At 57.7% G+C, this 23396-nt stretch carries 19 protein-coding genes and 1 pseudogene; 7 read left to right on the top strand and 13 right to left on the bottom strand.

Annotated elements, in window-relative coordinates; translation table 11 throughout:
* Positions 1-6: 6 nt before the first annotated feature.
* From BLU48_RS20995 to rplM, 6 genes are all read right to left on the bottom strand, one after another.
* On the bottom strand, positions 7-624 hold the full coding sequence (locus BLU48_RS20995) for a glutathione S-transferase N-terminal domain-containing protein (protein ID WP_005784778.1): 618 nt from the start codon (positions 622-624) through the stop codon (positions 7-9).
* Positions 625-772: 148 nt separating this feature from the next.
* Positions 773-1552, bottom strand: a complete 780-nt coding sequence (locus BLU48_RS21000) for a cytochrome c1 (protein WP_057021573.1) — start codon at positions 1550-1552, stop codon at positions 773-775.
* On the bottom strand, positions 1552-2763 hold the full coding sequence (locus tag BLU48_RS21005) for a cytochrome b (protein ID WP_003188526.1): 1212 nt from the start codon (positions 2761-2763) through the stop codon (positions 1552-1554). The genes BLU48_RS21000 and BLU48_RS21005 overlap by 1 nt, the downstream gene beginning before the upstream one ends.
* The gene (gene petA, locus BLU48_RS21010; RefSeq protein ID WP_043048551.1) at positions 2763-3356 is read right to left on the bottom strand and encodes a ubiquinol-cytochrome c reductase iron-sulfur subunit; all 594 of its coding nucleotides are present in this window, start codon (positions 3354-3356) and stop codon (positions 2763-2765) included. The genes BLU48_RS21005 and petA overlap by 1 nt, the downstream gene beginning before the upstream one ends.
* 267 nt (positions 3357-3623) lie before the next feature.
* On the bottom strand, positions 3624-4016 hold the full coding sequence (rpsI, locus tag BLU48_RS21015; RefSeq protein ID WP_002555064.1) for a 30S ribosomal protein S9: 393 nt from the start codon (positions 4014-4016) through the stop codon (positions 3624-3626).
* Between the two features lie 14 nt (positions 4017-4030).
* Positions 4031-4459 carry a 50S ribosomal protein L13 gene (rplM, locus tag BLU48_RS21020; RefSeq protein WP_003171742.1) on the bottom strand — a complete coding sequence of 143 codons (429 nt, stop codon included), beginning with the start codon at positions 4457-4459 and terminating at the stop codon, positions 4031-4033.
* Between the two features lie 248 nt (positions 4460-4707).
* Here rplM and BLU48_RS21025 point away from each other — a divergent pair, with 248 nt between their 5' ends.
* Positions 4708-5748 (top strand): NADP(H)-dependent aldo-keto reductase, encoded by a 1041-nt coding sequence (locus tag BLU48_RS21025; RefSeq protein ID WP_057021574.1) that lies wholly within the window; start codon positions 4708-4710, stop codon positions 5746-5748.
* Positions 5749-5876: 128 nt separating this feature from the next.
* On the opposite strand, the gene BLU48_RS21030 is transcribed toward BLU48_RS21025, so the two are convergent.
* Entirely contained in the window at positions 5877-7013 is a 1137-nt protein-coding gene (locus BLU48_RS21030; protein ID WP_057021575.1) for an acyl-CoA dehydrogenase family protein, read from the bottom strand.
* 220 nt (positions 7014-7233) lie between these two features.
* On the opposite strand from BLU48_RS21030, the gene BLU48_RS21035 reads away from it, so the two are divergent.
* Positions 7234-8154, top strand: a complete 921-nt coding sequence (locus BLU48_RS21035; protein WP_172833447.1) for a GlxA family transcriptional regulator — start codon at positions 7234-7236, stop codon at positions 8152-8154.
* Positions 8155-8292: 138 nt separating this feature from the next.
* On the opposite strand, the gene zapE is transcribed toward BLU48_RS21035, so the two are convergent.
* The 3 genes from zapE to BLU48_RS21050 form a co-directional block, all read right to left on the bottom strand.
* Positions 8293-9387, bottom strand: a complete 1095-nt coding sequence (gene zapE / locus BLU48_RS21040) for a cell division protein ZapE (protein ID WP_057021576.1) — start codon at positions 9385-9387, stop codon at positions 8293-8295.
* 79 nt (positions 9388-9466) lie between these two features.
* Positions 9467-10822 (bottom strand): tryptophan--tRNA ligase, encoded by a 1356-nt coding sequence (locus BLU48_RS21045; RefSeq protein WP_057021577.1) that lies wholly within the window; start codon positions 10820-10822, stop codon positions 9467-9469.
* A 16-nt stretch (positions 10823-10838) separates the two neighbouring features.
* Positions 10839-11468 (bottom strand): alpha/beta hydrolase, encoded by a 630-nt coding sequence (locus BLU48_RS21050; RefSeq protein WP_057021578.1) that lies wholly within the window; start codon positions 11466-11468, stop codon positions 10839-10841.
* A 146-nt stretch (positions 11469-11614) separates the two neighbouring features.
* On the opposite strand from BLU48_RS21050, the gene BLU48_RS21055 reads away from it, so the two are divergent.
* Positions 11615-12052 carry a Z-ring associated ZapG family protein gene (locus BLU48_RS21055; RefSeq protein ID WP_003171734.1) on the top strand — a complete coding sequence of 146 codons (438 nt, stop codon included), beginning with the start codon at positions 11615-11617 and terminating at the stop codon, positions 12050-12052.
* 195 nt (positions 12053-12247) lie between these two features.
* Here BLU48_RS21055 and BLU48_RS21060 read toward each other — a convergent pair whose 3' ends face one another.
* The 3 genes from BLU48_RS21060 to BLU48_RS21070 form a co-directional block, all read right to left on the bottom strand.
* Entirely contained in the window at positions 12248-13972 is a 1725-nt protein-coding gene (locus BLU48_RS21060) for an ABC transporter ATP-binding protein/permease (protein WP_057021579.1), read from the bottom strand.
* A gap of 100 nt (positions 13973-14072) precedes the next feature.
* The gene (locus BLU48_RS21065; protein WP_043048539.1) at positions 14073-14633 is read right to left on the bottom strand and encodes a response regulator transcription factor; all 561 of its coding nucleotides are present in this window, start codon (positions 14631-14633) and stop codon (positions 14073-14075) included.
* The gene (locus BLU48_RS21070; RefSeq protein ID WP_057021580.1) at positions 14626-15888 is read right to left on the bottom strand and encodes an ATP-binding protein; all 1263 of its coding nucleotides are present in this window, start codon (positions 15886-15888) and stop codon (positions 14626-14628) included. Before BLU48_RS21070 ends, BLU48_RS21065 begins: the two co-directional genes overlap by 8 nt.
* Before the next feature lie 205 nt (positions 15889-16093).
* Between BLU48_RS21070 and BLU48_RS21075 the strand changes: the two genes are divergently transcribed.
* The 4 genes and pseudogenes from BLU48_RS21075 to BLU48_RS21085 all read left to right on the top strand — a co-directional run bounded on the left by BLU48_RS21075 (position 16094) and on the right by BLU48_RS21085 (position 23335).
* Positions 16094-16804, top strand: coding sequence for an SIMPL domain-containing protein (locus BLU48_RS21075; protein WP_057021581.1), 711 nt, complete (start codon positions 16094-16096; stop codon positions 16802-16804).
* 236 nt (positions 16805-17040) lie between these two features.
* Positions 17041-19506 carry a hypothetical protein gene (locus tag BLU48_RS21080; protein WP_307718378.1) on the top strand — a complete coding sequence of 822 codons (2466 nt, stop codon included), beginning with the start codon at positions 17041-17043 and terminating at the stop codon, positions 19504-19506.
* A gap of 39 nt (positions 19507-19545) precedes the next feature.
* A pseudogene (locus BLU48_RS32360) lies at positions 19546-19764 on the top strand (SIMPL domain-containing protein); the annotation flags it as partial.
* Positions 19765-19987: 223 nt separating this feature from the next.
* The gene (locus BLU48_RS21085) at positions 19988-23335 is read left to right on the top strand and encodes a dermonecrotic toxin domain-containing protein (protein ID WP_057021582.1); all 3348 of its coding nucleotides are present in this window, start codon (positions 19988-19990) and stop codon (positions 23333-23335) included.
* Positions 23336-23396: the final 61 nt, after the last annotated feature.

Genomic DNA, 23396 nt, shown 5'->3' on the forward strand with positions numbered 1-23396 from the left:
TAAGCCTTAGCGCATATCGCGTTCGACACCAGACAGACTTGCCTGGAAAGCCTCACGCGCAAACTGGCGCTCCATGTAATCAAGCAACGGCTTGGCCGGCCGTGGCAGTTCAATGCCCAGGATCGGCAAGCGCCAAAGTATGGGTAATAGGCAACAATCCACCAAGCTTTGTTCCTCACTGAGGAAAAAAGGTTTGTCGGCGAACAACGGCGAAACGCCGGTCAGGCTCTCGCGCAATTCCTTGCGCGCCTGCACCCGAGCGGCTTCTTTTGAACGCGAATCCAGAATCACATCCACCAGCCCGCACCAGTCGCGCTGGATCCGATGGATCAGCAGGCGGCTATTGGCGCGCGCCACCGGGTATACCGGCAGCAAAGGCGGATGAGGGTAACGCTCATCCAAGTATTCCATCACCACGGTTGACTCCCACAACGCCAGGTCACGATCGACCAGGGTGGGCAAGCTGCCGTAAGGGTTCACTTCGATCAGTTTCGGCGGATGACGGCCCGCCTCCACACTGATGATCTCGGCGCTGACACCCTTCTCTGCGAGCACGATGCGTACTCGGTGGGAATAGTGGTCGGCGGGGTCGGAGTAACAGGCCAACCGATTGGTCACGCCCATGGCGGTCCTCCTCGCTTGTTGAAATTATCGAAAGCTCAAAAACGAGCGCGCCCAGAGAGCATCCCTGTAACGTCCGGTTCAACCGGTCGCTACGTATTCAGGGACGCCGCTGGGCGCGCAAGATTAACAGCAATTGCTTACGGTTGGATCAATGCACATCCTTCCAGTATTCGCGCTTGAGCAGATAAGCGAATACGAAGAAGAAAGCCAGGTACAGCAAGACGTAAGTACCGATGCGCTGGTGCTGCAGTTTGACCGGGTTGGCCGAGTAGGCCAGGAAGGTCACCAGGTTCTTGACCTTCTCGTCGAACTGCTCTTCATTCAGCGTACCGGTCTTGGGCACGATGGTCAGTTGATCGCATGCTTCATGGGTCAGAGGCGTACCGGTCAACGGATCATATTGCTTCTTGCCGTCTTCAACGACCTGAACCTGCTTGCATCCTACCACCTGGCGACCCTGCAGGCCGACCAGAACGTTCGGCATGCCGACATTCGGGAAGACTTTGTTGTTCACGCCGTAAGGGCGTGCAGGGTCTTCGTAGAAGGATTTCAGGTAGCCGTAGAGCCAGTCGGTGCCGCGCACGCGGGCCACCAGGGTCAGGTCTGGCGGTGCGGCGCCGAACCAGGTCTTGGCGTCGGCCGGTTGCATGCCGATGCTCATGTGGTCGCCGATCTTCGCACCGGTGAACACCGCGTGGCTGAGCATCACTTCATGGGGGATGCCCAGGTCATCGGCGACCCGCTCGTAACGTTGGAACTTGGCGCTGTGGCAACCCATGCAGTAGTTAGTGAATGTACGCAGCCCATCCTGCATGGCGGCTTTGTCAGACACATCGATATCGACCTTTTCCAGCTGCGCGCCATGTTCGGCGGCGAAGGACAGTAGCGGCAGGGCCGCAAGCACGAATGCAACGAATAACTTTTTCATCAGCCAGTCACCCTTTCCGGAACCGGTTTGGTCTTCTCGAGCCGGGTATAGAACGGCATCAGAATGAAGTAGGCGAAGTACAGGAAGGTGCAGACCTGCGACAACAACGTACGCTCAGGGGTTGGCGCCAATACGCCGAGTACGCCCAGGATCACGAACGAAATGCAGAACACCCACAACCAGATCTTGCTCAGCCAGCCTTTGTAGCGCATCGACTTGACCGGGCTGCGGTCGAGCCATGGCAGCACGAACAGCACCGCGATGGCTGCGCCCATGGCGATCACGCCCATCAGCTTGTCAGGGATGGCGCGCAGGATCGCGTAGAACGGCGTGAAGTACCACACCGGTGCAATGTGCTCGGGAGTCTTGAAGGCGTTGGCCTGCTCGAAGTTAGGCTTTTCGAGGAAATAACCGCCCATCTCCGGGAAAAAGAACACGATCGAGCAGAACACGAACAGGAACACCACCACGCCGACAATGTCTTTGACGGTGTAGTAAGGGTGAAACGGAATGCCATCCAGCGGGATACCGTTCTCGTCCTTGTGCTTCTTGATGTCCACGCCATCGGGGTTGTTGGAGCCTACTTCGTGCAGCGCCAGGATGTGCAGCACAACCAGGCCGAGGATCACGATCGGCAAGGCCACCACGTGCAGGGCGAAGAAGCGGTTCAGGGTAATACCCGAGATCAGGTAGTCACCGCGGATCCACTGGGTCAGGTCGTTGCCGATCACCGGGATCGCACCGAACAGCGAAATGATCACCTGGGCGCCCCAGTACGACATCTGGCCCCACGGCAGCAGGTAACCCATGAAGGCTTCGGCCATCAGCGCCAGGTAGATCAGCATGCCGAACACCCACACCAGCTCGCGAGGCTTCTGGTACGACCCGTAGAGCAGGCCACGGAACATGTGCAGGTAGACGACGATAAAGAACGCTGACGCGCCGGTGGAGTGCAGCAGGCGCAGGATCGAGCCGTACTCGACGTCACGCATGATGTATTCAACGGAAGCGAACGCCTCCTCCGCCGACGGGGTGTAGCTCATCGTCAGCCACACGCCGGTGACGATCTGGTTGACCAGCACCAACAGGGCCAGGGAGCCGAAGAAGTAGAAGAAATTGAAGTTCTTTGGCGCGTAATACTTGCTGAGATGGTCTTCCCACATTTTAGTGGCGGGGAAGCGCGCATCCACCCAATCCATGAACTTGCTCATCACGCGTTCTCCTTGTCGAGGCCAATGACTATGAGGTCGTCAGTTTCGTAGGTATGCGGAGGCACGGGCAGGTTCAAGGGCGCGGGCTGGGACTTGTAGACTCGGCCGGCGAGGTCGTAGTGGGAACCGTGACACGGGCAGAAATAACCGCCTACCCAGTCCTTGCCCAGATCGACAGGGGCCACTTCCGGGCGGAAGGTAGGCGAGCAACCCAGGTGGGTACACAGACCGACCAGCAGCAGAATCTCTGGCTTGATCGAACGCACTTCATTCTTGGCGTAGGCGGGCTGGTCGGAATTTTCGGATTGCGGGTCGGACAACTGGCCCTCGATCTTCTTCAGATTCCCCAGGATTTCCTCGGTACGACGAACGATGAATACCGGTTGGCCGCGCCACTCAGCAATCATCTGCTGCCCTGGCTCGATCTTGCTGACATTCACCTTCACCGGTGCACCTGCGGCTTTCGCCTTGGCACTGGGAAACCATGACCCCACGAACGGGACCGCAGCCCCCACCGCTCCTGCAGCACCCACCACGGATGTGGCTGCTACCAAGAAGCGACGCCGGCCTGCATTCACGCCGTCATTGCTCATTCAGTCCTCTCCCATCAGCTTTTTTGGCCTGTTAAATCAGGCGTCTACTAAGTGTTGAAACTTTACTTATAAAAATTTTGACGGATGGTAATGAAAAGCCCCACGTATGACAAGGGAATTGCCCGGGCCTCCGCCCCCAGGCCTTGTAGTATAGGGGGTCTACGGATGTGGCAAGTTGTCACGCACAAATTTATGTATAAATCGCAGGCAATAAAAAACGCCCAGCTCCGTGAGGAGGCTGGGCGTTTTTGTGGAACGTAAAGCGAATTAACGCTTCGAGTACTGCGGACGCTTACGCGCTTTACGCAGACCGACTTTCTTACGTTCAACTTCACGAGCATCGCGAGTCACGAAGCCAGCTTTGCGCAGAGCGCCACGCAGGGTTTCGTCGTACTGCATCAGAGCGCGAGTGATACCGTGGCGGATTGCGCCAGCTTGACCACTTACACCGCCACCGATAACGGTGACGTAGATGTCGAACTTTTCAACGGTCTCGGTCAATTCCAGCGGCTGACGAACTACCATGCGGGCAGTTTCGCGACCGAAGAAGTTGTCCAGGGAGCGGTTGTTGATCGAGATGTTACCAGTGCCCGGACGCAGGAAAACGCGTGCGGTTGCGGTTTTGCGACGGCCAGTGCCGTAATTTTGAGTCGCCGACATAATGAACTATTCCGTTAAAACTTCAGTTCTTGGGGCTGCTGAGCAGCATGAGGGTGTACAGCGCCCGCATAGACTTTCAGCTTGCGAAACATATCGCGACCCAGTGGGCCCTTCGGCAGCATGCCTTTGACCGCGATTTCGATCGGGGCTTCAGGCTTCTTGGAGATCAGGCCTTCAAAGTTGGAAGACTTGATACCGCCTGGGAAACCGGAGTGACGGTAGTACATTTTGTCTTGCGCTTTGTTGCCGGTAACACGTACCTGCTCAGCGTTGATGATCACGATGTAGTCACCGGTGTCAACGTGAGGGGTGTACTCAGGCTTGTGCTTGCCACGCAGACGGCTGGCGACTTCAGTGGCCAGACGACCCAGGGTCTGACCAGCGGCGTCGACGACAAACCAGTCGCGCTGAACTGTTTCCGGTTTTGCAGTAAAAGTTGTCATTCTTTAATAGCCTCAGGGGCCGCCCTGTAAATTAGACGGCGGATCTTACTGAATAGTGCTTACTTTGACAAGTCAAAGGCAGCCGGATACAGACGCTATCGGGGGCTCGGGTCGGCGCGTCCGTTCAACGGCAAGATTCTTCGGCAGGCGGCGCATCACTTCCACTGCAGAAAGAGGTGGGCAATTATGCAGATTGCGAAAAAAAATTCAACCTGCTTTTATGATTGTTTTCCCCGAAGGAGTACCCGATGGATTACCGACAGCTGGGCCGCACCGATCTGAACGTCAGCGCGATCGCCTTGGGCACCATGACCTGGGGCGAGCAGAACAGCGAGGCAGAGGCCTTCGCGCAGATCGAACGGGCCAAGGCGGCGGGGATCAACTTCCTCGATACTGCGGAAATGTACCCGGTACCGCCCAAGTCCGACACCTATGCCACCACCGAGCGCTACATCGGCAACTATTTCAAAAGCCGGGGCGACCGCGCCGACTGGGTCCTCGCCAGCAAGATCGCAGGCCCCGGCAACACCATCGACTACATCCGCGATGGCTATCTGCGCCACAACCGTAAGCACATTGCCCAGGCCCTGGACGCCAGCCTCAAGCGCCTGCAGACCGACTGGATCGACCTCTACCAACTGCATTGGCCGGAGCGCAGCACCAACTTCTTCGGCCAGTTGAGCTACAAGCACAAGGACGAAGACGACCTCACTCCTCTGGAGGAAACCCTCGAAGCCCTGGATGAGCAGGTCAAGGCCGGCAAGATCCGCCACATCGGCCTGTCCAACGAAACCCCGTGGGGCACCATGAAGTTCCTCGCCCTGGCCGAAGCCCGCGGCTGGCCCCGTGCGGTGTCGATCCAGAACCCCTATAACCTGCTCAACCGCAGCTTCGAGGTGGGCCTGGCGGAAATCGCCATTCGCGAACAGTGCGGCTTGCTGGCGTATTCCCCACTGGCGTTCGGCATGCTCAGCGGCAAATACGAAAATGGCGCACGGCCGGCCAAGGCACGCCTGACTGAGTACAGCCGGTTCAGCCGTTACTTCAACCCGCAGTCGGAGGCGGCGTGCAGCCGCTATGTGGCGTTGGCGCGGGAACATGGCCTGGACCCGGCGCAGATGGCGCTGGCGTTTGTGACGCAGCAGCCGTTTGTGACCAGCAATATTATTGGGGCCACGACGCTGGAGCAGTTGGATAGCAATATTGCGAGTGCTGATCTGAGACTGTCGAAAGAAGTATTGGAGGGGATTGAGGCGATTCAGAAGGATCATCCGAATCCGGCGCCTTGATTGACCTTTAGGCCGCTATCGGGAGCAAGCCCCCTCCCACATTTGGACTTATAAACCCAGTCAAATGTGGGAAGGGCGGTGCGACGATTCGACTTGCTCCCAATGAGGCCATCAGCAACACCGCAAGATCAAAGCGCCCGCGCAATAATCTCCTTCATGATCTCATTGGTTCCCGCATAAATGCGCTGCACCCGCGCGTCCGCCCAGGCCCGGGCAATCGGGTATTCCCACATGAAGCCGTAGCCGCCGTGCAGCTGCACGCACTCATCGAGTACCTTGCATTGCAGGTCCGTGGCCCAATACTTGGCCATCGCCGCAGTAGGCACATCCAGCTTGCCGTCCAGGTGCAACGCCATGCATTTGTCGACAAACACGCGGCCGATCTGAATCTCGGTGGCCATCTCCGCCAGCTTGAAGCGGGTGTTCTGGAAATCGGCAATCGCCTTGCCGAACGCTTTGCGCTCGCGGGTGTAGTCCAGGGTCCACTGCAACGCCGCTTCCGCGGATGACAAGGCGCCAATCGCCACCGTCAAACGCTCCTGGGGCAACTCCTGCATCAGGTACGCAAAGCCCATACCGGCCTGGCCCAGCAAGTTTTCCTTGGATACCCGCACGTCCTGGAAGAACAGCTCCGAGGTGTCCTGGGCCTTCATGCCGACTTTCTCCAGGCGCTTGCCCTTGTCGAAGCCGGGCGTGCCGGCTTCCACCAGGAACAGGCTGGTGCCCTTGGCGCCGGCCTTCGGGTCGGTCTTGGCCACCACGACCACCAGGTCGGCCAGATAGCCGTTGGTGATAAAGGTCTTGGAGCCATTGATCACATACTCATCACCGTCCAGCACCGCCGTGGTCTTGACCCCTTGCAGGTCGGAACCGGCGCCCGGCTCGGTCATGGCAATGGCCGTGACCATCTCCCCAGAAATCAGCTTGGGCAGGTACTTCTGTTTCAGCGCTTCGCTGCCGTAATGCAGGATGTAGGGCGCGACGATGTCCGAATGCAGGGAAAAGCCGATGCCGGTCAAACCCAGGCGGCTGATTTCTTCGATCACCACCGCGCTGTAGAGAAAGTCCGCGCCCAGGCCACCATATTCCTCCGGCAGGTGGGAGCACAGCATGCCCGCCTCCCCCGCCTTGCTCCACAGGCTACGGTCGATATGGCCCTGCTTTTCCCATTGGCCATGGAAGGGCGCGGCGTGTTTGTCGAGAAAGGTGCGCACGCTCTCGCGGAAGAGTTCGTGCTCCGAGCTGAACAAGGTTCTGGGGATCATGGGTCACCTGCATGGATTGTCGGACAAGGATGAGCCCACAGAGCCTATGCCGCGATGGCGTCACGGGACACTGGACACATGCGACAAAAAATAAGACGATCCAGCCGTCTGGTGACCACTTTCCCCTATAAGAATAAATGAAATTATGTCTAACCAAATCTCCACGCCCTTGCGGCGCGTCAGCATTTTGGCCATTGATCGGGTATTCGCTTCAACCCTGATGCAAGCCAAGGATTTCTTCCACCTCGCCAGCCTGCGTTACGGCAAACAGCAGGGCCTGGGCCTGACCCCAGGGTTCGATACACGCCTTGTCAGCCCCGACGGGCAGTCGGTGCGCAGCTTCAGCGATGTGATCATGCCGGTGGACGGCGGCCTGGAAGACGCCGACATCATCGTGCTGCCGGCCTTCTGGGACGACTTCGACGGCCTGTGCGCCCGCTACCCGCAAGTGTTGCCGTGGCTGCGCGAACAACACGCCCGCGGCGCTGTGCTCTGCGGCGAAGCCACCGGGGTGTTTTGGCTGGCAGAAGCCGGGCTGCTCGATGGCAAGGAGGCGACCACCTACTGGCGATTCTTCACTGCCTTCAGCGAGCGCTTCCCCAAGGTCCAGCTCAACCAGGACAAGCACCTCACCGATGCCGACAACCTGTATTGCGCCGGCGGCACCACTTCGGCCTGCGACCTCTACATCTATCTGATCGAACGCTTTTGCGGCGCCAGCATTGCCCAGGCCGTGGCCCGGGACATCCTCTATGAGGTGCAGCGCAGCTATTCACCGGGACGTATCGGCTTTGGGGGGCAGAAGCTGCACCAGGACGTGATCATCCTGCAGATCCAGCACTGGCTCGAGGAACACTTTGCCGACAAGTTCCGCTTCGAAGACGTCGCCCGGGAACACGGCATGAGCATCCGCAACTTCATGCGGCGCTTCCAGACCGCTACCGGCGACAAGCCGCTGCATTACCTGCAACGGCTGCGTATCGAGACGGCAAAAGGCCTGCTCTCGGGCAGCCGCAAGAGCATCAAGACCATCAGTTATGAGGTGGGTTACGACGATGCGAGTTTCTTTGCGCGCTTGTTCAGGCAGCACACGGAGCTGTCGCCGAATCAGTATCGGCAGCAGTTCCAGCAAGCCGCATAACTCCAGGCAGACACAGGGCAAATGTGGGAGGGGGCTTGCTCCCGATAGCGGAGTGTCAGTCAGTGCATCTTTTGCTGACAGACTGCTATCGGGGGCAAGCCCCCTCCCCCATTAAAACTCCACAGCTCTGGAAACTGCTTACGGTTTGTGTCCGCGCGAGAGGAATTCGTGGGACTGCATTTCAAGCAAGCGGCTCAAGGTGCGCTGGAACTCGAAGTTCAAGCGACCACCGGTATACAGGTCCTTGAGCTCGACTTCCGCCGAGATGATCAACTTGACGTTACGGTCGTAGAACTCGTCGACCATGTTGATAAAACGGCGGGCGATATCGTCCGTGGCAACGCCCATCTGCTCGACGCCGCTCAAGATCACCGCGTGGAAAATCTTGCCCAGCTCGATGTAATCGTTCTGGCTACGCGGGCCGTCGCACAATTGGCGGAACTCAAACCAGGCCACGTCATCGCAGGTACGCAGCGCGATGATTTCGCGGTTCTCGATCATCAGCTTGTCGTTTTCCACCGCCTGGGTGCATTCAGGGGTCAGGGCGCGAAAGCTCTTTTTCAGGCTTTCGTGGGCCGCTTCGTTCAGCGGGAAGTGGAATAGCTCGGCTTGCTCCAGATGACGCAGACGATAGTCGACGCCGCTGTCGACATTGACGATATCGGTGTTCTGCTTGATCAGCGCGATGGCCGGCAGGAAGCGTGCACGCTGCAGGCCATCCTTGTACAAACCGTCGGGCACGATGTTCGAGGTGGCGACCAGGGTCACGCCGTTCTTGAACAGCTCTTCCATCAGGGTGCCAAGGATCATGGCGTCGGTGATGTCGGAGACGAAGAACTCATCGAAGCAGATCACCCGCGCTTCCTGGGAGAAACGCTTGGCGATGATGGTCAGCGGGTTTTTCTCGCCCGGCAGGGTCTTCATCTCTTCGTGCACGCGCTTCATGAAGCGGTGGAAGTGTGTCCGGACCTTTTCCTTGAACGGCAGCGCTTCGAAGAAGGTGTCCACCAGGTAAGTCTTGCCCCGGCCGACGCCGCCCCAGAAGTACAGGCCCTTGACCGGCGTGTGGTCTTTCTTGCCAAACAGCTTGCTGAACATCCCTGGCTTGCTCTGCGAGGCCGCGACGAGGTCGTCGTACAGGCGCTGCAAATGACGCACGGCATTTTCCTGGGCCGCGTCATGGAAGAATTCAGGGCGTTTCAGATCAGCTTGATATCGTTCTAGGGGCGTCATAATTTCGTTAGCAAGGCAACAAAAACGGGCCGTCACTGTAACGACGGCCCTGGATAATGGCAATCAACCCTTGGTCGGGTTAATCCTCGGTTGGGGTCAAGGCCACGCGCAAGGCGACGATGGCGGCATCGCGGGAGGCTGCATCGGCGAACGGTGCGCTATCGGCCACTGCTGCACCGTCCAGCCAAACGCTGAAGCCCTGGGCCTCAGTGCGTACATCCAGCGCGTCGCCGCTTTGCAATTGCTTGGTCACCGCCCCCGCCGCCTTGCCGTCGGCAAAGTTGCGCGACAGCAGCAGCTGCTCGCCGTCAGCCGCCAACAGGCGGAAGCGGAAACTGCCGTCCTCTTCGCGAAAGCTTACAAAGCGTGCGGCTTTCGCGGCTTTCTTTTTAGTGCTGATCGGCGCTGCCGCCTGGTTGACGAACGAACGCAGGCCCACCGCTTCGCGCAGCTCGGCCAGGAACGGTGCCGCCACGGCGCGGGCTTTCTTGGCGCCGATCAGCAGCAGGTCTTCCATGTCCGACGGACGCGACATCAGTTGGTGATAGCGCTCGCGGGCTTCACCGAGTTGGCCGTCCAGCAACTGGAACAGGCGGTTCTTCGCCTCGCCCCAACCCAGGCCTTGCAGCAGCTCGCCACGGAATTCCTGCTCCTGGGCCTTGGTCGCAAACGCCTGATACAAGGTAAACAGATGCGAATTGTCCGGGTCCTTGGCTTCGCCCGGCGCGCGGGAGTCGGTGACGATCCGCGAGATCGCGTCCTTCATGTCCTTGGCGCTGGTGAACAACGGAATGGTGTTGTCGTAGCTCTTGGACATCTTGCGGCCATCCAGACCCGGCAAGGTGGCGACGCTTTCTTCGATCAGGGCCTCGGGCATGGTGAAGAATTCCTTACCATTGCCAAACAGGTGGTTGAAGCGCTGGCCGATGTCGCGGGCCATCTCCACGTGTTGGATCTGGTCGCGACCGACCGGCACCTTGTGCGCGTTGAACATCAAGATGTCTGCCGCCATCAGCACCGGGTAGCTGTACAGACCCATACTGATGCCCGCATCCGGGTCTTCGCCGTTTTCCACGTTCTTGTCCACCGACGCCTTGTAGGCGTGGGCGCGGTTGAGCAGGCCCTTGGCGGCGACGCAGGTCAGCAGCCAGGTCAGCTCGGGAATTTCCGGGATGTCGGACTGGCGATAGAAGGTCACCCGGTTCACATCCAGGCCACCGGCCAGCCAGGTCGCGGCGATTTCCATGCGCGAGCGCTGGATGCGCTGCGGGTCATCGCACTTGATCAGGGCATGGTAGTCGGCCAGGAAGTAAAAGGAATCGGCATTGGCATCTTCGCTGGCAAGGATCGCCGGGCGAATCGCACCTGCATAGTTGCCCAAGTGCGGCGTGCCGGTGGTGGTGATGCCGGTGAGGATACGGGTACGGGTCGTCATGGGGGATCGCTTGTCATCAATTCGAAAGACGTGGCAGCACCATATCCTTGAGATCGGTCAGCTTGCCATGAAAAAAGTGTCCGCATTCTGCCACTTTCAGCAGCTCATGGGGGCGTTTCAGGGCGGCGGACCAGTCGTAGACCAACTGCGGATCAACCACTTCGTCGGTTTCCGGCTGGATCAGGGTCAATGGGCAGCCTTGAGGCAGCACATCCGCATCGCCCAGGCGCATCACGGCGGCGGCAACCATGAACAGGTGCGCAAGCTTCTCGCCCTTGGCTTCCAGGCGGCCACCAAGACTGGCCGCGACGTAGCCGCCGAAGGAAAACCCCAGCAAGGTGATCGGCAGGTCCGGGTGCTTTTCCCGCAGCCAGGTGGCGGCCGCTTCGGCATCGTCCACTTCACCGGCGGCCATATCGTGAGTACCGGCGCTGGCGCCGACGCCACGATAATTGAAACGCAACGTAATCAAGCCGGCATCGCGGGCGGTGCGTTGCAGGGTCGAAACGACTTTATTGAGCATGGTCCCACCCTGCACCGGGTTAGGGTGGCAAACCAGCGCCAGGCCACGTGGTTCGGGGTGATCCAGATACAAGGCTTCCAATTGGCCCACCGGGCCGTCGATCAAAACGGGGGTTTCACGCATGAGCAAGGATGAACTCCGTGACCTCTCAAGGGGTCGACTCGTCTAGCTAAAAGTCTGTGCATGGCATCATTGCGAGCTTAATCGCGGTATACAGCGCAGGTCCGAGCCGTTAACGTAAAGCAAAGCCGTTTATAGAGGAAGGACTCGTGGAACACTCGCTCTTAGTTTGGTTGTTGCCGACTCTTGCCCTGGTTGCCGGTGTCGCCATTGGATTCCTGGTTGCTCGCTTGCTGCCGAATGCCGCGCCTAACCGCACGCAGCGTCAGCTCGATGACATCCAGGAACGTTTTGACAGTTATCAGAACGAGGTTGTTACCCACTTCAACAGCACCGCGACCCTGGTCAAGAAGCTCACCCAGAGCTACCAGGAAGTACAGGATCATCTCGCCGATGGCGCTAATCGCCTGGCCCTCGACGACATCACCCGCCAGCGCCTGCTGGCTGCGCTGCATTCCGATGCGCCGCAAACCCCACGGGAACGCCTGACCCCGCCGCGGGAAAACCAGGAGCCACCACGGGACTACGCGCCAAAGACGCCGAACGCCCCAGGCATGCTGGATGAGCATTACGGCTTGAAGAAGTAAGTCGTCCTCAAGCAATAAAAAAGCCCGGCTGATCGATGATCAGCCGGGCTTTTTGTTGGGTCTGAATTTTCCCGACAATGGAGATCCAATGTGGGAGGGGGCTTGCCCCCGATGGCGGTGGGTCAATCACAACATCATTGACTGACACTCAGCTATCGGGGGCAAGCCCCCTCCCACAATTGACCCTGCACGGCCTTAGGCCGGTTGTTGCTCCTGCAACCGCCCACCCTCGATCCGCACATGCCGCCCGTGAAAGCGCTTGAGGCTGCTGCGGTGGCCGACGCTGACAACGCTCAACCCCGGCAGCTCATCGATCAGCGCCTGGTACAAGGTCGCCTCATCCTCTTCATCCATCGCCGAGGTTGCTTCATCCATGTACAGCCATTGCGGCGCGAACAACAATGCACGGGCAAAGGCCAGGCGCTGCTGCTCACCCGGTGAGAGCATGCGCTGCCAGTGGTTGGCTTCATCCAGCCGTGCGACCAGATGGGGCAGACGACAGGTTTCCAGGACCTGTGCATAACGTTCTGGCGGATAGACTCCGTCGTCCTGTGGATAACTCAACACGGCCTTAAGCGTGCCAATCGGCAGGTAAGGCTTCTGCGGCAGGAACAGGTAGCGCGTCGCCGGCAGGCGAATGCTGCCATGACCGGCCGGCCACAGATGGCCCATCGCTCGCAACAAGGTGCTCTTGCCACTGCCGGAACGCCCGCTGAGCATTACGCGCTGGCCAGGCTCCACAGTCATGTTGGCGTCGCTGAGCAGATGACGACCGTCGGCCAAGTCCATTCCAAGATCCTTTATCACCAGGCGCTCGCCTTCATGGCGCACATCGATGGCCGGGGCGCGTTGCTCATTGTCGCTCATGGCCTGCTGGAAGCTCAGCAGACGGTCACTGGTGGCACGCCATGTCGCCAGTTCCGAATAAGCGTTGATAAACCAGCTGAAGTTGTCCTGCACATTGCCGAACGCCGAGTTGATTTGCATCAACTCGCCCAACTCGATCTTGCCAGCGAAGTAGCGTGGCGCAGCCACGATAAACGGAAAGATGATCGCGATCTGGCTGTAGCCGGCGGTGAAAAAAGTCAGGCGCTTGGACACTTTCATGATGTCCCAAAAGTTGTGCCAGACCTTGCCGAAACGTGTGCTCAGGCGTTGCCTTTCATTCGGTTCGCCGTTGTACAGGGCAATACTCTCGGCGTTCTCACGCACCCGCACCATGGAGAAACGCAAGTCCGCTTCAAAGCGTTGCTGCTGGTTGCTCAGGCCGATCAAGCGACGGCCGATCAGGTGGGTCAACCAACTGCCCACGGCGGCGTACAGCAGCGCACACCAGAACATGTACCCCGGGATGGTGATGCCGAACAATTCGATGCTGCCCGACACGCCCCACAGGATGATCGAGAACGACACCAGGCTGACCACATTACGCAGCAATCCCAGGCCAAGGCTCAAGGTGGCGGAGGTGAAGTTATTGAGGTCTTCGGAAATCCGCTGGTCCGGGTTATCGGTATAGCCGCCCTGTTCCAGTTGGTAGTAGTTCTTGTGCGCGAGCCAACGGGTGAAGTGTTTTTCGGTGAGCCAGGCACGCCAACGGATCGTCAGCATCTGGGTCAGGTAGAGACGGTAGACCGCGCCGAGAATCGCTACCGCCGCAATTCCGCCGAAATAACCGATCAGTTGCCAGAAGGCCTCGGTGTCCTTCTTCTCCAGAGCGTTGTAGAAGTCCTTGTACCAGTGGTTGATCCATACGGAGATCGCCACGCTGAACAGCGACAGGCCAATCACGGCAGCCAGCAACAGCCAGGCCCTGCCCTTCTCTTCACTACGCCAATACGGGGTGATCATGGCCCAGGTTCGGCGGAAGAATTGCCCCCGCACCGCGTCGTTGACCGCGGAGTACTCAGCGTTCTGGTTCATTGTTCAGGCTCGGTAGGAAAAACATCACAGGCGTTTGAACCGATCATAGGTGATCGGTTCGCGCATCCGTGCAGCCTGAAGCAGGTTGTTCAGTTTTCGTTCAGCGTCGTACCGGGCGCTTCTGCAGCTTGCGTTGCAGCGTGCGGCGGTGCATGCCCAGGGCACGGGCCGTAGCGGAGATATTGCCTTCGTGTTCGGTGAGCACGCGCTGGATGTGCTCCCACTGCAGGCGGTCCACCGACATCGGGTTTTCCGGCACCAGGGTGTCGAGGTCGGCATGCTCGGACAGCAAGGCGGCCAGCACGTCGTCGGCGTCCGCCGGCTTGCACAGGTAGTTGCAGGCGCCGCGCTTGATCGCCTCGACGGCGGTGGCGATGCTGGAGTAACCGGTGAGGATCACTACGCGCATTTCCGGGTCGAGTTCCAGCAGCCTCGGCAGCAGCACCAGGCCGGAGTCGCCGTCCATTTTCAGGTCGAGGGCAGCATAGTCCGGCAGGTCGGCCTGGGCGATGGTCAAGCCCTCTTCGGCGGAGCCTGCGGTGCTGACGCGAAAACCGCGCCGGCTCATGGCGCGTGCCATCACGCGGGTAAAGGTCGCGTCGTCATCTACCAGCAACAGGTGTGGCAGTTCTTCGCCTTCGACTTGGATCTCGTCACTCATCGATATCTCCTCGTGCGACACGGGGCAGGCGCAGCTCGGTGAGCGTGCCGCCTTCCTCATGACTATAGAGCTTCACTGAGCCGCCCGCGCGGGTCACGCTGGCCTTGCTCAAAAACAGGCCCAGGCCGAAGCCTTTGCCCTTGGTGGTAAAGAATGGTTTGCCGATCTGCTCGGCAATGGCCAGCGGCACGCCCGCGCCGTGGTCACGAATGCTGATGGTGATGTTTTCTGCGTCCCAGTCCAACTGCACGCCCAATCCTTCGGGGCAAGCGTCGGCGGCGTTGTTCAAAAGATTGAGCAGCGCCTGGGTCAGGTCCGGCGGTGGCGCCATGCGCGGCACGCTGCCTTGGCCCAGCAGATTGAAACGGTAACTGGCCTCGGGACGCATCAGGTGCCAACGGTTCAAAGCTTCGTCGAGCCAGTGGGTGACATCCTGCATTTCGACCGCCAGGCGGCGATTGGCTTCGGCAGCGCGCACCAGTTGCTGCAGCGTCAGCTTGCACTGCTTGACCTGTTCCTGCAGCACGCTGAGGTCCTCCTGCAAGGCCGGGTCGTGGTGGTCCTGGGTCATTTCCTTGAGCAATACGCTCATGGTCGCCAGCGGCGTGCCCAGTTCATGGGCGGCGCCGGCTGCCTGGGTGGCGACGGCCAGCAGTTGCTGATCACGCAGGCCCTCTTCACGGCGAATGGCGCGCAGTTCTTCCTGGCGGCGCAGCTCTTCGGCCATGCGTGCGGCGAAGAAGGTAATGACCGCAGCCGAGAGGGCAAAACTCAGCCACATTCCGTAGATCTGCAGGTTCTCCCGGGCAATCGGAAAGGTTTGCAGCGGATAGAACTGCGCCAGCAGCAGGGTATAGAGCGTCAGGGCAATGCCCGACAGCACCACCGAGTAGCGCCATGGCAAGGTCACGGCGGCAATGGTCAACGGCACCAGGTAATAAGAAACAAACGGATTGGTGGAGCCACCGGAGAAATACAGCAACACACTGTGGATAAACAGGTCGCACGCCAACTGAAGCGCGTACTCCAGCTCGGTCACCGGCCACGTGGTGCGCAACCGGATAGCGGTGAACGCACAGAGCACGGAGGAAAAGCCGAGAGTCACAGCCAATTGCAGCCACGGCAGCGGCAGCAGGTCGAACCAATAGGCAAGCCCGACGGAACCGGCCTGTGCGGCCAATACCAGAGTGCGAATGAACGTCAGGCGCCAGAGGTTCTGGCGGGTGGCGGAAGTCAGTTTTACGGCGGCGAGCATGAGCTCTCCCGGTGAGCGCTGCAGGCGGATCGGCACGAGTATAAACGAAGCAGGCCGGCTGGCACGGCGTATGTGGCTCTTTGACGCAGGGCGGGAAAACGACCGTTCGTCGGACCCACCATAACTTGTAGCTATTGTGTAAACCCGAAGAACCCGGCGCCAGCGTCTACAGTCATACCGAACACGACTATCTCAAGGAGCTTCCATGTCTCGTTTCACTCGCAGTGCCGCTGTCCTTGCCCTCAGCGCCAGCGCCCTGGCCAGCCTCCAGGCCATGGCTGCCGATGAACTGCATTACAACCAGATTTCCCTGCGTGCCGAAGTCAGCCAGGAAGTGGCTCGCGACAAGATGATCGTCACTCTCTACACAGAGTCGCAAAATGCCGACCCGGCCAAGCTCGCTGCCGATATCACCACCACCATGAACCAGGCCCTGGGCCAGGCCCGCGAGGTCAAAGGTGTGACCCTGCGCCAGGGCAGCCGCAACAGCTACCCGATCTACGACAACAAGAACCAGAAGATCACCGGCTGGCGTGAACGCGCCGAACTGCGCCTGGAAAGCGCGGACTTCCCGGCGTTGTCCAAGCTCACCGGCGAACTGCTGAACACGCTGAAAATGGAAAACATGGACTTCGCCATCGCCGACGCTACGCGCAAGGCCAGCGAAGATGCGCTGCTCAAGGATGCAGTTGCAGCGTTCAAGGCCCGTGCCCAGCTGGCGACTGACGCATTGGGTGGCAAGGGTTACAAGATCGTCAATCTGAACTTCAACACCAACGGCTATCCAATGCCTTATGCCCGTGGCGGGATGATGATGAAAGCGGCCATGGCCGATTCGGCGCCAACACCTGAAGTGGAAGCCGGTACCAGCCAGGTCAACATGAGTGCCGATGGGGTGATTGAAGTACAGCAATAAACATAGAAAAAAGACAATGGCGCAGCCTTAACAGCCTGCGCCATTTTTTTGCACACTGTTTCAGCGTCATCGCAACTTAAGTCGTCTGGCAAAGCCTTAACAGGCGTCGTACACCTGAAACTAATATAACCAAAGTACCAGACCCACACTTTCTGATTAGGATGTGGAACTTTCCTGTGCAAGCAGCCACACACTTCACACTCAATCACTCCATCATCCCAACCAGGTACTCAAAAGTGGAAAACTTAAATCAGTTTACTATTATCCGTTATCCGGCACCCACGCCTGGGCCTACTGAACACACACAAGCGCAGGCACAGAAACCGGATAAATCGCTTAACAATAACGAAGCCTATACAACCGACCACACTGTCTCTACGGTCCAGCGCCACTCCGATGACTACAAGGCAATCATTTATGGATCAGACCCTGTCCAAGCGCCCGGAGACAGATATACGTTAAAGCAGCGCGAAGATCGCATTGACGCTTACGCCACGCGTGTAAATACGCAGATAAAAAATATCGAAAGTGGCAGTGAAGGCGACAGAAACAATAAGTTCCAGAACGTGCGCCTATTTATGGAACCCTCCGGTTACTTCAGTGGGGGTCTATTAGCTGCAGGGTTCGATCCGCATGAAAAAATCAGCGTAAGGTTCGACACTTACGTCGGTATGGGGACCGGAGAAAATCTGTCCGATACCGAAACCCGTACCTACTCTGCATGGGAAATCGCAGCGGGTGTGCTTGAACACGACACACCAGCACGGGGCGGGATTGTCAATTTCCATGGAATGGTCATTGACCCAAAAGACCGGAGCAAGATTAACGATCTGCAATCGTTAGGCAAACAACTTCAAAACCACTGGGAGCAGGATATAGCCACGCCAATGCGTGGCAGCGCCAGGGTCGACACCCTTATTGAGATTACGGATGACTTTCCTCTCATACCCCACCTCCCATTCCTACCTCGACCCAAAATATCAACAGTAATACCTGAACGCTCGGGCAAAGCAGACGCCTATGTAGCGCGGGGCGCTTTGCAGAGTCTTCATAGCGATAAGGAGGCCTTTGAAAAGTTAAGCTCTTCCGGTCAAGAAGCGATTAGCCGCACGCTGAATAAGAATGGGCAAGTGATTATTCCCAATATCTACGGTTACCCCCTGAGTGGGTACGCATTCATTCCCTATACGCCCTATAATGGCGATTACAACAACCGGCCCAATCAGGGTGTCATGCTTGATTTGAGGAGTGGCGCTGTCAGCGAGATAAAGGGCGATGAGGAGTTTGCGGCGTGGGCCAAAGACAATCGTAACCAACTGATAAGTCGTTTCAATGCCAGTGACCTGCAAGGAGGAAAAGACGCGCATTGGCCACCGGCCGCGACGGTACTCGACAGTCTGATCCGAGATAATAGATCCCACTACCCAGGGCGGGACACTTTGGTAACCGACAAGTCCGTACCCGTTCGGGAATTGTTTAATTATACCCAATCGCGAGGCGGTGACTATGAACTGAAATTTGGCAATCTGAACAAAGGTATTGCCTCGCATTATCACGAGATGAACGCCAAGAACGCGCTATGGGACGATCAAACCAAGGTTTTTGGCGCCATGGAGCAAGGCTGGAAGGCCGCAAAAGAAGTATGGGGCGATACCTTTGGCTACGTACCCGTCCTTGGTAACGCGGGCAATATTGTTTTTGGCAAGCATGACGCCGCCCACGGCATGACGGCCAGCGATCGCGTTGGAGGCAGGGCCGGAGTAGTGATATCAGGCCTGCTGCTGGCGCATGAAGTTATACCGGCTGGGGTAGAGGCAGGACTGGGTGAACCGGCCTTGAATTTCAACGCCGCCGAAAGCCAACAGTACGGCTGGAAATACAATGAGCAGGCCAACCGTTTTGATTTCGTGAAAAAAGTAAGCGCCTCCAACGAGGGCGATATAACCCCCGTCGCCAACAAAGCGTCAAACGAACCGAGCACGCCACACGCCAGTGAAACGGAAGGTGCCCATCCGACAATCGAACCACCAAATAGTAAACGTGCTTTTCTAAACTCCATCGAGAACTTACCCACCGGCGAAGATCTTTTTTCCAGTGCTGAAAAAAACGTAATCCTGAGTGGAGAGCTCAATGAGCTAAACACCCTTAACGAAAAACTCTACACATTTACTGATTTCAACAAAAAAGGTACTCAAGAACGACTCAACATACTGGTACACGGCAGTGTCGACCCTGATACTGGCATTTCGAAAGTTTCATATAATGGAAAACTCAATACGCCACACGAGTTACTTCAGACACTTCACAACGAAGGTATTCACCCCGAGACGTTTGACAATGTAAGACTGCTGTCATGTGACTCTGCAAGTGGTGGAGATGCCTCCTTCGCAGCTGAATTTCAGAAGCTCATAGGGCGCCCGGTCAAAGGCTATAGTGGCACCCTCAGCGCTAACCTCACACCAGAAGATGTAAATGCAGCGGTTGTAAAAGTAGAAAAGTCCTATCTGGAAGCCCTGGAAAAAAATCAAGCCACCCCCCTGACTGCCGCCGATAGGGCATTGGCTAGATCCGAAGCTGAAAAATACGCTGCCAAAGAACTGGCGAAAAAAACAAACTTCAGACCGGCAAAGAAAAATCCTTATTGGAATCCGTTGAAATGGTGGGCTTTTACTTATAAACCCGAGACCTTCCCAAAACCGTAACACCGAGAATATGCTCGCCATCGAAAGAGTAGTCGTCAAATCGCCCTCAGCGCCAGTGCAATTGCCAGCCTCCCGGCCATGGCCGCCGATGCACTGATATTACAATCAGGTATACCTGCGCGCTGACGGCAGCCAGGAAGTGGCTCGCGACAAGACGATCATGACCCTCTACACCGAGTCGCAAAATGCCGACCCGGCCAAGCTCGCTGCCGCCCCCCCGCCACCATGAACCAGGCCCTGAGCCAGGCCCGCCAGGTCAATATGAGTGCCGATGGCGTGATCGAAGTTTTACAGTAACTTTTTTAGACAAGACAAAGGCGCAAACCCAAGGGCTTGCGCTTTTTTTGCGTTCGCTGCCGCCACGTCATATCCGGCAGCATATCTCGCTGGAATTACGTTCAAGGTCTTCACGACTCAATGACTGCCATAGCTACCAGGGAGGGCTGTGCTGGCATTTATTCACACAGTGAGAGCCAAACTTATGTCCCTATCAGTCAATGCAACACCATCCTCATCGCTGCCGCAGGTACCCGGCGATCTGCGGTCAACAACTGATACGCAATCCCCACAAGCGCCTCAACCGCTCACCGCAAACATCGCCCGGCCTGCCGAGACAGCATTGCTTAAGGCTTACCTTGAAGCCGCCCAACGCAAGGTCCTGCATAACAATGCCGGGCTTATAGCAGTCCCGCCCCAGAGCAACCTGGGCCAATGGCTTGGAGTATATCGCGAGCATTTGGAACACCCTGTTGTGCAGGGCTGGCTGCGCGAACAGCAGATCGAGCCGAACACCCTCCTCTCAATCAACCCGTCTACAGGCACCTTGTCCGCCGAGGTAAGAGGCGAAACGAAAACCTTCCACCTCACGGACACATCAGGTTGGGGACAGATTTCGGGGCCTCTGCTGGCAGCCGCCAGGATCATCGCTCCAGGCAATCATGGTGATTTGCGTGTGAGGCTGCGCGAAGACTCCATTCAAGTCAGCGCAAAGGTCGTGGCAAACTTTGAAGGCGTGGAACTTCCACAAACACTGTCCCAGGCTCGGGAACAAATCAGGCATTTGGAGCATAAAACCACTTTCGATCCGATTCCCGCCGATGATCACCTGCGTCCTGCCAGCAGCCGCTCGGCAGAGGCGCTGCAGGTACACAGACAGAATGCGACCCGCTATTACAGCAGCGCACCACAGGCGTTGGCCTACAAGCGCTTGGCAGTCGACGTTGCCAAAAACCTCCCCAATACGCGGGCAGAGGCCAAAAAATGGGCGGACGCGCTGCTGCTCAAACTCACAGGCAAGCCAATCGACTCAGATACCGTCTACTTGAATCGCTTCAAGGGCGGCGAAAGCGCGGATACAGTGACCGGCTGGGAGCACAAGTTCCAGGAGCCCTGGTCTTCGCTGCGCTTGCCCGACGCCTTGCTGAAGAATTTCTCCGAGCACGATTGGGTACCCGGAAACCTGGATCTCGAGGCGGGTCTGTATACCCAATCTACGGGACAGAGCGAAAAAGACGGCTACGGCAAGCACAATCAGATCGACCTTAAGCCATCGCAAGTGATGCACGAAAGCTGGAAGACCGACTTCCAGGCCCAGATGACCCAGAAAATCGACAGCTTCTGGCACACGCATGCCGATGGCTACCAGACCGCGATCAAAGGTGAGTTCGTCTTCCAGGCCCGCGAACAATTGAAGACGGCCGAAGCCCGATCACCCGCCGAGCGAGCCTTACAAGCACCCGAGCATCGATTCAATCGAGGTGACTACCGCTTGGTGATGGCGGCCGCCGGCAATCTCCCGCTCGACGAGAATGCTGCGTTGAGCATGGAGCAGCTCAAGGCACAAGCGCCGGTAAACGGCGACACTCAAGTGCATGCCCTTAGCATCCACGGTTTTAAGTCCAGCGACATTGTGCGGTTCGGCGCTGACGATGGAGGTCGCCAGGTACTTTATATACCGGGAGCAAAGCCGGCATTCCTGCGCTTCGACTCCCTGAAAAAACTCAATCAGTGGGTGATTGAGCAAAGTCAGTATCCGAAAAAAAGCCAGGCGCTGCTGGCACATTTTTCATTGATTGATCGCCAGGACCATAAGCCCGGCATCCTGCCGCAACTGGGAATCGACTTTATACCTGGCTTGAGCTTCACGGGAATAGGCGACACGCGAGATGGCCTGGACGCCCTGTTCAAAAAAATGGCTGCCGGTGATCTGAAAACCCCGGTGCTCAATGACAGCCACGCAAAAATCGAGGCAGACGTATTTTCCACATTGGCCACCGCCGCCAAACAACGCATGACCAGCGATACAGACGTAGTCATCAAATCCAACAGCGAAGTGACCCGCGACACCTGGCTGAACGACATAACCGTGGCTGCGGGTCTGCTGGCCAAGCTTGCGCCCATCGCAGCACCGGTTGCGGGTGCGGCGGCGCTTGCAGGGTTGACCGAGCTGGGGTTGGGCGCGGAAAAAGCAGCATCCGGCGACACCGAGGCCGAGCGCAGCGATGGAGTGTCCAAGGCATTCGATGGTTTGCTGAACACGCTATTTTCAGCCGGGGCAAGCGCAGTCCCCGAGGATCCTTTTGCATTACCGACCGAAAAAGAATTGCCGAATCTAGAGTCACTCGATCCGCCCGAAATCAGTGTCATCGAACCCACACCCGGGCCATCCAGCGGTACACGTGTTGTCAACGAGCCCGGAGCGCCCCTGCCAAGATCCCAACCCCTGCTGCCAATGGCACCCCATGCCGTCCCTGACGGTGAGCAATTGATAAAGAACGCGCCTCGTGACGCACTGGGTGTCTATCGAATAACCGACAGCAAGGGAGCGCTGCGTCAATTCGTACGCCTTACCGACGAAACTGAAACAAGCAGGATATTTGAAATATCAGGTCGCTACAGGACAGGCGACACCTTTGCCAGAATCATCAATTCCGACGGTGACGGACTGATGGTTATCACACCCGGGCGCGAGAAGGAGTGGGCCCGCGCACCGGGCGATGGCGGGATTAAGTGGCCGTGGCAACGTCCGATTTCGCCGACCCCGAGTAACGACTTAAAGTCATCCTCCCGCTTTTCGGACAACTTTATTGAGTTAGACGGATCAAAAATGGAAGGCGCCGACACACTCGACAAATACCTCAACTTTGAGGAGCAGACGCAGTATAGATTTGGCGTCAGCGTTGATGAGGAAAACGGTACGGTTAAAAGTCGCCCTGTCCTTTCATGGGAAGTAGACGATAGAAACTTCACGGTCTCCGCTTCGGAAGCGGCATCCCCTTCAAAGTTCGGCACCAGCGTCTACTCTGGCCAATTCATCAAAGACATCAACAGAAACCCTTACACAATAAGGCGACCGGGCTTGCAGGACGTTGAAATCGACATACCCCAGCAGATAAAAGGACTTAATGTTCCGGGCAATAATGCAGAGCAGTCAGTCGTCGATGGTCTTATCCATGACGGAATCGAAACCTTTGAAAGTGCGATCCCCGACCCCGACATGCGGGCGGCGATTTCAGAGGTAGCGCATCAAGGCTCTGCCGCTCCGGCGTGGCTTGAATTGCAGCCCCCCCGGGTAAAAGACGACTACCTGAGCAGCGCTGGCGACCGACACTTTTTCATCGACTATTCGCCTTTGGAAAATGAGACCAAAGTCACGGTGACCTCGCAATGGAAACTCGTTTATGCAGGCGGAGATGAGCCCATTCCCGCTTCAGACTTGAGCATCACAGCCAGCCGGACGTTCACCCTTCGTGAGAGTAATGCGGTGGATGGATTGCCCGTTACAATCGACAAATCTGCGCCTACCCGCATAGAAGTCTCCCCTACCTAACCCGCTTGAACGGCGGTAACCTCGGTGACCGCCGTTTTCGTTTGGGCAGCTTTTGTATGCC

The organism is Pseudomonas synxantha (genome assembly GCF_900105675.1).
GTDB classification, from domain to species: Bacteria; Pseudomonadota; Gammaproteobacteria; order Pseudomonadales; family Pseudomonadaceae; genus Aquipseudomonas; species Aquipseudomonas synxantha.